This is a genomic window from bacterium (genome assembly GCA_037131655.1).
GTDB lineage: Bacteria > Armatimonadota > Fimbriimonadia > Fimbriimonadales > JBAXQP01 > JBAXQP01.
In genome coordinates this window covers 1-12,232 of sequence record JBAXQP010000052.1, presented here as the reverse complement: position 1 = coordinate 12,232, position 12,232 = coordinate 1, and the positions used below count along the sequence as shown (strand labels likewise).

At 47.9% G+C, this 12,232-nt stretch carries 6 protein-coding genes; 3 read left to right on the top strand and 3 right to left on the bottom strand.

What is annotated here, in order from left to right:
• From WCO51_04025 to WCO51_04015, 3 genes are all read right to left on the bottom strand, one after another.
• Positions 1 to 240 (bottom strand): hypothetical protein (locus WCO51_04025; protein ID MEI6512426.1); only part of this gene is annotated, 240 nt, incomplete at its 3' end.
• 85 nt (positions 241 to 325) lie between these two features.
• Positions 326 to 2,713, bottom strand: a complete 2,388-nt coding sequence (gene lon, locus WCO51_04020; GenBank protein ID MEI6512425.1) for an endopeptidase La — start codon at positions 2,711 to 2,713, stop codon at positions 326 to 328.
• 25 nt (positions 2,714 to 2,738) lie between these two features.
• Entirely contained in the window at positions 2,739 to 3,203 is a 465-nt protein-coding gene (locus tag WCO51_04015) for an Hsp20/alpha crystallin family protein (protein MEI6512424.1), read from the bottom strand.
• 256 nt (positions 3,204 to 3,459) lie between these two features.
• Here WCO51_04015 and WCO51_04010 point away from each other — a divergent pair, with 256 nt between their 5' ends.
• From WCO51_04010 to WCO51_04000, 3 genes are all read left to right on the top strand, one after another.
• Positions 3,460 to 6,618, top strand: a complete 3,159-nt coding sequence (locus tag WCO51_04010; protein ID MEI6512423.1) for a S41 family peptidase — start codon at positions 3,460 to 3,462, stop codon at positions 6,616 to 6,618.
• Positions 6,619 to 6,800: 182 nt separating this feature from the next.
• On the top strand, positions 6,801 to 9,962 hold the full coding sequence (locus tag WCO51_04005; protein ID MEI6512422.1) for a S41 family peptidase: 3,162 nt from the start codon (positions 6,801 to 6,803) through the stop codon (positions 9,960 to 9,962).
• 30 nt (positions 9,963 to 9,992) lie between these two features.
• A partial coding sequence (locus tag WCO51_04000) for a hypothetical protein (GenBank protein MEI6512421.1) occupies positions 9,993 to 12,232 on the top strand: 2,240 nt, incomplete at its 3' end.

Sequence of the window (12,232 nt, the reverse complement as noted above, 5' to 3'; positions counted from 1 at the left end):
AAACTGGTTTTCTTGAAATAAATCAATGACGCGATCGGATAAAAGCTTTAGCGGTACGAGTGTAGTTCCAATTAAGTCCTTTGGCGCTCCCCCCATAAAGTATTCATAAACAATGGGTTCACTCGGGATGTCTTCTCGTCTAAAAAGTGCAAATTCATCTGTTATAGGGGTGCGAGGACGAACGTGCAACGCTCCCCTAAGTTGAGCATCCCCCATATAATACAGTTGTTCAAAATTCATGGCGTCTCCTATTAAAAACTTGTTTTTAGTTTGTATTGCTTAGAGTCAGGAGAGGGTTCCAGAATCTGACTTTTGCCTACTTTACTTAGGGTTTTGAATCCAGAGCTATTTTCAGAACTTCTTCTACTCGGTCGACAAAATGGAAAGTGATTCCTTTTTTGGCCTCTTCCGGCACTTCCTCAGCAACATCTTTTTCGTTTCGCTTTGGCAATATGAGGCTGTTTACACCTGCTCTTTTGGCTGCCATAACCTTCTCTCGAATCCCGCCTACCGGTAAAACCTGCCCGGTAAGAGTGACTTCGCCGGTCATTGCCAAACGAGGCTTGATCCGCCGATTGGTCAACAGGCTTGCCAAAGCAGTTGTCATCGTAATTCCTGCAGAAGGCCCATCTTTTGGAATAGCGCCTTCCGGAACATGAATATGAATGTCATGCTTATCATAGAACCCCGGATCGATGCCTAATTTATCAGCATGAGAACGAATGAACGAAAGGGATGCCTGAGCCGATTCTTTCATCACATCGCCTAGCTGACCAGTTAAAATCAAGTTCTTACTGCCGGACATCAGGGTGGATTCGATAAATAAAACATCACCGCCAGAGGGGGTCCAGGCTAATCCGACAGCAACACCCGGCGCCAATTCGCGCTCAACCGCCGCATCTTCGGGATATCGTGGTAAACCTAAGAACTCCTCAACAACTGCCGGAGTGACAGTAACCTCTTCGACTAACCCTTCCGCATATTTTCTCGTTATCTTCCGGCAGACAGCCGCTACAGTCCGCTCTAGGTTTCGCACACCCGATTCGCGAGTATATCGACGTGACATGAACAGAACGGCATCATCGTTCCAGATCACCTGCTCTTCCGTAAGACCGTGTTCAGTCATCTGCTTGGGTATTATATGCTGCTTGGCAATATGGAGTTTCTCGAAATCGGTATAACCGCTGATTTCGATGATTTCCATACGGTCTCGCAGCGGCGGCGGCACTGTTTCAAGCACGTTAGCTGTGGTAATAAAGAACACCTTGCTCAAGTCGAAGGGGACATCCAAATAGTGGTCTCTGAACGAAAAATTCTGCTCGGGGTCGAGAACTTCAAGAAGCGCGCTCGAGGGATCACCCCTCCAGTCAGTTCCAATCTTATCGACCTCATCCAATCCCATTACCGGATTATTTGATCCGGCTCGTCGAATGCTTTGGATAATCTGACCAGGCAAAGCCCCGACATAGGTGCGCCGATGTCCTCGAATCTCTGCTTCATCACGCATGCCACCCAGCGATAACCGTATGAAATTCCTACCCATCGCTCGGGCAACACTCTTCGAAAGCGAAGTCTTGCCGACACCAGGAGGGCCAACAAAGCACAAGATAGGCTGACGCACATTCCCATCCTTTTTGAACTTGCGTACCGACAGGAATTCGAGAATACGCTCTTTGACCTTTGGCAACCCGTAATGGTCATTATCCAACACCTGTTTAACGTGGGCTATATCCAAATTATCTTCGGTTGCCACGCTCCAGGGTAGAGCGATCATCCATTCGATATAAGTACGCGCAACCGTATTCTCAGGTGAACCTGGCGACATCCGCGCCAATCGGTCAAGCTCTCGTTCAGCTTCACGCTGTGCCTCCTCGGGCATCTTCGCTTCGATTATTCGCTTGCGTAAATCATCAATATCCTCTCCACGATCCTCACCCTCGCCAAGTTCGCGCTGAATGGCTTTGAGCTGTTCACGGAGGTAGTACTCGCGCTGAGTTTTCGTCATCTCGCCCGCAACTTCAGTTTGAAGCTTGCTGCCGAGTTCCAACACTTGCACTTCTCTGCTTAACATTTCCAAAACTTTGCGCAAGCGTTCTTTTATTGGGATCGTTTCGAGAATTAGTTGCTTTTGCTCAACTGTCAAACGCATATGAGCAGTGATAAGATCAGCCATCGAGCCAGGCTCAGTGATAGTCATTGTGATCGAACGAAGTTCTTCAGGCATATCCGGTGAAAGGAAAATAGCCCGTTCGAATAAATTGATGATTTGCCGTTTAAGCGCCTCCACCTCGAGCATATCTGCTTCAGGAATATCAGGCTCAGGAATTACTTCAACTCTCGCTCGTAAATAAGGCTCCTCTTGTAGACCTTGAATTATTTTTATGCGTGAAATCCCCTGCACTATCAGACGCGCGCCCTCCGGCACTTTGCCTAACATCCGAACAATTACTGCCGTCCCATATCCATAGACATCAGCAAAGGTGGGTTGTTCTGCATTAGCGTCTTTTTGGGCAACCACTCCGATAATTCGGTTCCCGCCAACAACGGACTCATCAACCAGTTGGATTGATGCATCTCTACCCACAGAAAGAGGCGCCACTAACATAGGGAAAATAACCGAATCCCTAAGCGGAAGCATATTTAACTCATCAGGAATCTCAATCCTTGACGTGCTTTCTTCATCACCTTCTAAAGTTCCCATTGTTAAATCCATAAACACATCTCCTTCCCGGGGCCTTCTATTCTTCCGTTGGATTAGTTCTCATATTCGACTCGAGGCAATTCGTTGTGACCTTTGGAATCGTTATGAGTAGAAAACCATTTTGATAGGTTGCCTTAATATTGTCTTTATCAAGCCCAACTTCCGGCAGATTGATCGTCCGTTCAAAGTCGCCATAATAAATTTCCAAATGGTGACATCGGGTTCGCGGCTCAGGCTCTATTGCTTGTTCGGAACGGGTTCCGCGAATAATCAAGGAGCGCTGGTCAGCCGAGAGTTCGACCTGGAGTGATTTCGTATCGATCCCTGCCAACTCAGCCTTAATAATAAGCATGCCATCCGATTCGCAAACATCTACACGAGGTTCCCAGAAACGACGTGTAGCTAAAGCAGGACCGAATGTGCTTCGAAGCATTTCATCTGCAAGTCGATTAAATTCCGTATTGACTTGCCAAAACCATTCGTCTTTTTTTCGCAGGTGCATACCTTGTTCGTCCTCCCTAGGAGTCATTGTGTGCGATTGACGTTTTCATTCGCAAGCCAGAGCGCGCTGACAATAATGAATGTGCATCTTGCGAATTCCACATATCTCATTCGTATCTGTTAAAGGGTAAACTGTTGCATCAATGATGATGCTGAATTTCGGCCTCAATCAGTTATACGTAATCTAAAAATACTCTGTTCGCCGTCCGGTCTTATTTTTATCAGACCATTCGGTTGTAATACATAGAAGGTAGTTAATGATCGCTAAGATAAAATTGTTTAAACCCTTTTTATTTATATTCATTATATCAGCGTTTGCTCTAAGTGCATGGGCACAGCTCGCAAAACCAGTCGAAAAACCAATTATTGCTCCCCATCGACCTGCTCTTAGCCCTAATGGGAAAACGCTCGCATTTGTCTATAAAGGCAATATCTGGGTTGTGCCCTCAGTCGGCGGCCGCGCTATCCGCTTAACCGACAGTGTTGAACAGGATACGATGCCGGTCTTTTCGCCCGATGGCCAATGGGTTGCTTTTGCTTCCCAAAGGACCGGCAACACTGACATTTATGTTGTTCCATCTCAGGGCGGCACTCCGCGACAGCTTACGATCAGCGGGGCAGGAGTGCCTTACGATTGGTCACCTGACGGCAAGCGAATCCTTTTTTTAGGCTCTCGCAATACGCTCGATAAAACCCTCTATGAGATCGATGTCAAGAGCATGAAGTTTTATAAGCTTATCAGCGACTTTAAAGGGATCAACTATCCGGCCTATTCGCACGATGGCAAGCTGGTTGTTTATGTGCGCCACGGCTTCCCCTGGTATCGTCCCCGATATCACGGCTCAGCAGCAGCTCAAGTATGGGTACTCGATTTAGTAAGTCTGAAACCCCGCCAAATCACTAAAGACAGTGGGCAGCATCTCATGCCCAAGTTTTTAAGTGATAACCGCACTATCTTCTGCACCGCAACAGGTGAAGTAACGCCAAGCACAACCAAACTTGGAGAAACACCGACGAAATTTGTTGACAACTCAAAGCGCACTCCGAACCTTTGGGCATTTGGCATGAACGGCAATGCAAAACAACTCACCCAATTCGTCAGCGGCGCTGTTAGATGGCCTTCGATTTCGCGCAAATCTGGCGATATTGTTTTCGAATATGAGGGGGCTGTCTGGCTGCTCAAAAAAGGAGCAAGCGAACCGGTCAAAGTCTCGATTTATGCACCAACGGACGATAAGTTAAACACTGTCAGCCGTGAAACCCTCACCAGTGGCGCCGATCAAGCTGAGATATCGCCTGATGGCAAGACCATCGCTTTTTCCATGAAAAATGAGCTTTGGAGTGTTCCTGTAGAAAAAGCTAAAAAACGTAATCCCGATGATGCAAAGCGCCTAACTGATTACATCGGATGGGATGGCGATTTCTGCTGGTCGCCGGATGGAAAGAAAATCTACTTCTGTTCAGATCGCTTAGGGGCAATTGGCCTGTTCGAATTAGACATCGAAACCCTCAAAGTAAATAAAATCTTTAACCCAAAAAGTGATGTTTTCGGGGTGAAATTGACCCCTGATAAGAAGCAAATCGCTTTCTGGGTTGCGGATGAGGGCTTGTATGCCATTCCGCTCGACACAAAAAAGGCAGCGAAGCTTGTCGACCTCCCCAGTACCGGTGATTGGGGGCGTGGTGGAGTTCAATTTGAATTCTCCCCTGATATGCAGTGGCTGGTTTATAACGCTCTGGACGAGCAATACACGGTCAACCTATGGGTGATACCCGTTAAAGGCGGAAAAGCCGTCAACATAACAAAAAAGAGCGTCTATCACATGCAGCCGCAGTGGTCACCCGATGGGAAATATCTTTTCTTTCAAAGCAACCGTGATGAGGATGGGATTTACCTTCTGCCTTTAAAACCTGAGAATTCTCTTCTCGAAGATGTCGAGATGAAATACGACCTACCTAAGGATATATCCACTGTTAAGGTCGAGATCGACTTCGATAATATCGAACTTCGAATTCGGAAATATATTTCACTCCATTCCGGCGCAGGCCTAACCCTTGCTCCAAATGGCAAATTTTATTGCATAGGCAACGGTGATATTTCATCGTTCACTTATGACGGCAAAGACAGTAAGCGTATCACAAGCGGCGGAGGGGTTCAGTCCTTTGAACTCACTCCTGATGGCAAAAAGCTGTTGGTGATTAAAAGCAACACGCTTTACACGCTTACGCTCGAAGACAATTCGTTCAATCAAGTGACGTTTTCGGCAGCTTATGAGCGTGATACCAAACTGGAGCGTAAAGCAGCTATTACACAACTCTGGCGCACTCTTAACCGCCAATTTTATGATGTTAATATGCATGGCCGTGATTGGGATGCAATCCGCAAACGTTATGAACCTCAGCTCGAAGCAGTAGCAACCAATCAGGAGTTCGGTGATTTGTTGAACATGATGGTTGGCGAGCTTGATTCTTCACACGCCGAGATTGGTCCTGCTCGTAGTGGACCTCGGGGGGATGAATTCCCGTCATTAGGTTTCTTCTGGGACGACAATTATCATGGGCCGGGAATTCGAATTAAAGAAGTGCCCGACGGCGCTCCAGGTTCCTATCCAAAGGCCAAGTTAAATACCGGCGAATATGTATTGCAGATCAACGGCAAAGATGTCCAACTCGACGAGAATCTCTATAAGATCATTAAAAACAAGACCGGTAAAGATTTGGAATTCCTGGTAAACGACCGCCCCACAAAGAAAGGCGCTCGCAAAGTCACTTATAAGGGATTGAACGGCGGCGAGTTGTGGGTTATCAACTATACAAACCGCTTGCGACGCTATCGCCAACTGGTCGAGAAACGAAGCGGCGGGAAGATTGGTTATATGCACCTTCCGTCGATGGGTTATGACGAGTTGGGACATTTCGAGCATGAGTTTTATGCAGCGGGTTCAGGAAAAGAAGCGATGATTATTGACGTTCGCTTCAATGGCGGCGGTTATGTTGCCGGTTCAATTGTTGACTGGCTTGCGGTCAAACCGTGGGCTTACACAACCGCTCGTCGAAGTAAGCCGCTCATGGCTCCCGATCACTCTTGGGGCAAACCACTTGCGGTATTAATTAATGAAAACAGCGCTTCGAATGCGGAGATGTTCCCCTATTACATCAAAATGACAGGGATCGGCGTAGTGCTCGGCATGCCAACCCCAGGCTATGTGATAGGAACACCTTCAGGCCCGTTAGTCGATGGCACATGGGCACGCTTCCCAAGCGTTGGCATGTATCGCTTGGATGGGACATCGCAAGAAAATGACGGCGAAAAGCCAGACATTCAAGTCGACCTAACCAACGACGACTGGGCAGCCAACCGCGACCCCCAACTTGAAGCCGCTGTTGACGCTTTGATGAAGAAGATTGGAAATTAAAGCGTAGTATGTAGTGCTTAGAACACGTCACTCTGAGCGTAGTCAAAGGGTCTTCCGGAAGATTCCTCGACAAGCTCGGAATGACGTGCCTATCGGCCCGTTTGAAATACGTAATACGCACTACGCAATTCGAAAACATGTAACCCCTTTGGGGTTGGGACAACCATATAGATGAGGTATTCATGGTAGTTAAAAAGATGCTCAGTAAGACTTTGTTTGGGTTGATAATTGCATTGCTTGCCATTGGAGCGGCTTATTCCCAATTAGATAAACCAACGAATGATTCTATAAGATGCGCTCGCAGGCCAGCGCTTAGTCCAGATGGGAGCAAATTCGCCTTTGTTTATAAAGGCGATATCTGGGTAGTGCCCTCTTCAGGCGGCCGTGCATTTCGGCTGACGGATAACGTCGAACAAGATACCGAGCCGATCTTCTCTCCCGATGGGAACTGGATTGCATTCACTTCCTATCGTAACGGAAACGCGGATATCTTTGTCATGCCCTCAACCGGTGGAAATCCGCGGCAAATTACTTTTAGCGGTGAAAATGAGACCGCAGCTGATTGGTCACCCGATGGCAAATCCATTCTCTTTATCGGCTCTCGTGATAGACCCGATGTGGGATTTTTCATTACCGATATCAAGACTCTCAAGTATCGTAAGATAGCTGACGATTTCTACAAAGTGACCTGCCCCTCTTTTTCGCCTGATGGTAAAAAGCTGGTGATTAGCCGCAAAGGCCGAACATGGCAACGACCCCGCGCTAACGGTTCAGCTATTGGGCAAGTGGTTGTTATTGATCTTGCAACCAGCAAGAGACAGCAGCTTTCAAAAGATGAGAGACAGCACCTTTGGCCGAAATTCTTACCCGATAACAAGACTGTCATCTGCATGGCAACAGGGGAACTTACTCCTTCCACCCGAAAGCTCGGCGAGAAACCGACTAAGTTTGTTGATAATCCTCTCCGAACCCCTAACCTATGGGCATTCGACTTCGAAGGCAATAGCCGCCAATTGACCCAGTTCGTCGGCGACTCTGTCCGATGGCCTTCAGTTGCTCGCAACACGGGGGATATAGCCTTTGAATACTTCGACAGCATTTATCTCCTAAAGAAAGGTTCTAAGGAACCCGTCAAGGTAACGATATATGCGCCCGGCGATGACAAGGAGAATACCCTTAGAAGAGAAGTCGTCAGGAATGGCGCTTCGGACGCGCAAGTCTCGCCTGATGGAAAAACTATCGTCTTCAGCAGTAAAAGCGAGCTTTGGAGCATCCCTGTCGAGAAGTCCAAAAAGCGCAATGCCGATGAGGCCACTCGCCTTACGAACAATCCCGGCTATGATGGCGATTTCTGCTGGTCAAAAGATAGCAAAAAGGTATTCTTCGTCTCCGATCGCGAAGGTCCTTTAAGTCTATTCGAGCTTGATATACAAACTCAGGCTATCAAGCGAATGTTTAAAAAGGAAGGCGATATCTTTAGCCCGCAAGTCACACCCGATGGCAAACGGATCGCATTCTTTGTGACAGACGAAGGGATTTATACGATACCGGTTGAAGGCGGAGATGCCGTTAAAGCGGTCGATCGTCCCGAGATAGGCATAAAAGCAGAAGATAAGTTCGCTTTCTCGATTTCACCTGATTCGCAATGGGTCGCCTTTACAACTTTAGGCGAATTTGGAGCTATTGACGTCTGGATCGCCTCCCTGCAAGACGGCAAACCCTTTAACATTACAAAATACAATAACGTCCACTTGCAACCGGTATGGTCACCTGATGGCAAGTATCTTTACTTCGTAGGAGATCATGGCGGATGGGGCGTCTTTTTGGTTCCTTTAAAGCGTGAGGAAGCGACGGTTGAGGACATCGAATTAAAGCTTGACATGCCCAAAGATAACGCGCCGGTTAAGGTCGAGATTGATTTTACCGATATCGAACTGCGCGTCAGAAGACTAACTTCGCAAAGCTCAGACAATAGCCTGACTGTCGGCGCCGACGGCACGCTATATTTCATCTCTGACGGCAACACCTGGTCAACTTCCTTTGATGGCAAAGACACAAAGCGCCTAACCAAAGACGGCGATGTCACTTCCCTTCACGTCATGCCGGATGGGAAAAAGCTGATTTTAACTAAGAACGGCGCTATTCAAACACTCAGTTTGGATAAGAACAGCCTTGAACAAATCGCTTTTGCCGGCAATTGGCAATATGACACCCTGCAAGTGCGCATGGCAACGCTCAACCAGCTATGGCGAGGCTATAACCGCAGCTTCTATGATGAAAATTTCCAAGGACGCGATTGGAATGCCATTCTAAAGAAATATGTAGACTTGCTACCTTGGATGGGGACGAGAGTTGAGTTCGGAGAACTGTTGTTTTCAATGCTTGCCGAACTCGATGCCTCCCATGCGGAAGCCGGCGCTGGTGGCGGCGAGCCAACTCCTCCCTCAACCGCAACGCTTGGGTTCTACTTTGATTACAACTACGATGGCCCTGGCCTTCGAATATTGGAAGTTCCTGATGGATCTCCTGGTTCATATGAGAAAACCAAGCTAACCCCCGGCGAATTCGTGCTCGAAGTCAACGGGCACCCGGTGCAGACTGATGAGAATCTATTCCTGATGCTTAACGACTACTCCGGCAAAGACTTGGAGCTGTTGGTCAATAGCAAGCCCGTCAAAGAAGGCGCGCGTAAAGTCACTTATAAAGATCCTGGCGGTTGGGGACCGGTCCCTTATCAGAACAATATGAAACGCGCCCGAATGCTAGTCGATGAGCGCAGCGGTGGTCGCATTGCTTATCTGCATATTCCATCAATGGGTGAAGACGGTCTTATACTCTTTGAACGTGAATTTTACGAACGAGTAGTAGGTAAGGATGCCGCTATTATTGATGTCCGCTTCAACGGCGGCGGTTATGTGGCGGACACTATCGTGAGCTATTTGGCGATTAAACCCTATGGCTATTCAACCGCTCGACACTCCAAACCTATACAAACTCCTGTTCGCTCATGGGCTAAACCGATGGCAGTGGTTATCGCCGAACCTGTCTTCTCGGATGCCGAGCTTTTCACCTATCTCATGAAGCAAACGGGATTGGCGACAATCGTTGGAATGCCGACATCTGGTTCAGTAATCTGGACAACCGGCTTCCCACTACTCGAGGGTTCAGGCGCAGGCGCTCGTTTACCGATTGCCGGTTCCTATCGACTAGACGGTACCACAATAGAAAATGACGGTGAAAAACCGGACATCTATGTCGACGTAACTTACGAGGATTGGAAAGCAGGCAGAGATCCACAGCTCGAAGCTGCTGTCGATGTCTTAATGAAGAAACTTCAAAAGTAAAAGTTGTCTGTTAAATAGGAAGGTATTAAAATGTTTAAGCCGAAATTGAGTATCCCTGTATTTATTCTTATCATATTAACCATAGGAATCGCTTTTGCGCAGCTTGATACACCGTCTGAAAAGCCGATTATCTCACCTCGCAAACCGGCTATCAGTTCTGATGGGAAGATGATCGCCTTTGTTTATCAAGGCGATATTTGGACAGTTCCTTCATCTGGCGGACACGCTGTTCGCCTTACTGATAATGTCGAGCAGGATACAATTCCTATTTTTTCACCTGACGGGCAGTGGATCGCATTCAGCTCGTTAAGAACTGGCAACTATGATGCCTTCATTGTTCCGACAGAAGGCGGCACACCTAGGCAGATGACTTTTCACGGAAGCGATGAACGAGCAACCGACTGGTCGCCGGACGGAAAGCGAATTATCTTCAGCGCCTATCGTGATGTCCCAGACCTCGCAATGTATGAAATAGACGTAAATACGCTCCGAACCTATGTGGTAGGCACGGAATTTAAAGGGGCAACGTACGCATCTTATTCTCTTGATGGCAAAAATGTTACCTACCAAAAGTATGGCTTCCCTTGGATACGCCCGCGTTATCGTGGTTCAGCGTCAGCTCAAATATGGACCATCGCACGTGAAACCGGCAAACGACACGAAGTCACAAAAACAGATGGTCAGCACCTTTGGCCAAAGTTCCTACCGGATGGACGCACGATAATCAGTGTTGCCACCGGTCAAGCCACACCGACGAAGGCCAACTTCTTCGAAAAACCAACCAAAAACGTTGACAACGCTGCTCGAACCCCCAATTTATGGGCATTCGATCTAAATGGACGTGGGCGACAGATTACGAAATTCGTAGGCGATTCGGTGAAGTGGCCATCGGTTGCTCGCCAAACCGGTGATATTGTTTTTGAGTATTACGACAGCATCTATCTTCTTAAAAAAGGCGCCAAAGAACCTGTCAAACTCGCGATTTTTGCGGCAACTGATGACAAAGAAAATAGCTTGCACCGTGAAACCGTTACCGAAGGCGTCGAAGAAGCGGAACCATCGTCCGACGGCAAAACAATTCTCTTCCGAGTTAACAGCGACCTCTGGACAGTCCCTGTCGAAAAGTCAAAAAAGCGCAATCCCGATGATGCAACTCGACTGACCGATAACGCGGGGTGGGATGGTGACTTCAATTGGACGAAAGATGGCAAGAAAATCTTCTTCGTCTCCGATCGAGAAGGACCGCTTAGTCTGTTTGAAATGAACCCAGAAACGCAGGAAGTGAAGTTGCGCTTCAAGGCAAGCGGCGATGTGTTCAACCCGCAGATCACGCCGGATGACAAAAAAGTTGCCTTCTGGGTCTGCGACGAAGGCCTTTATATGATGCCTATCGAAGGTGGAACTGCCGTCAAGGTTCTGGACATCCCTGGAACCGGCAGTTGGCAAGGGATGCAGACTGAGTTCACCTTTTCTCCGGATATGAAGTGGGTGGCATATATCAACACTGCAGCTAATAATATCGCTGATGTCTGGATATCGCCGGTTAAAGGCGGCGCTGCGGTCAACATCACTCGCCTTAAGACTAATCACAGTCAAGTGAAATGGTCACCCGATGGGAAATATCTTTTCTTCCAGGGAGATCGTCAGGGTTTCGGCCTCTATGTCGTTCCTCTTAAGAGAGAACCTGCAGTAGTCGCTGATCTCGAAATGAAGCTCGATATGCCCAAAGATAATGCGGCCGTCAAAGTTGATATTGACTTTGAAGATATCAACTTGCGCATCCGCAAGCACAATGGGCTAAATCCAAGCGGCGACCTCAACATCCTGTCTGACGGAACGATTATCTACATCAATAATGGCGATGTATGGTCACTCACATTCGATGGCAAGGACAGCAAACGACGCACTACCAGGGGCGATATTTCGCTCATGCGTGTGTTACCCGACGGAAAGCGGGCCATGCTGATTGCCGGAAGAAAGATGTGGATGATGGATCTGGACAAATACAACCTTTCAGAGGTTAAGTTTGTTGCCAACTGGCAGGTAGATGCTCGCCTCGAATTGAAAGCTGCCTTTGCGCAGTACTGGTCTGGGATCAACCGCTGGTATTATGATGCCAACTTCCACGGTCGCGACTGGGCTGCCATTCGCGCTCATTATGAGCCTCTTCTCGAAGGAGTAAGCACCCGCAATGAGTTCGCCGACCTCTTGAATATGATGATGGGCGAAATTGACAGTTCTCATGCTGAAGTCCATCCGCGACCCGGTGG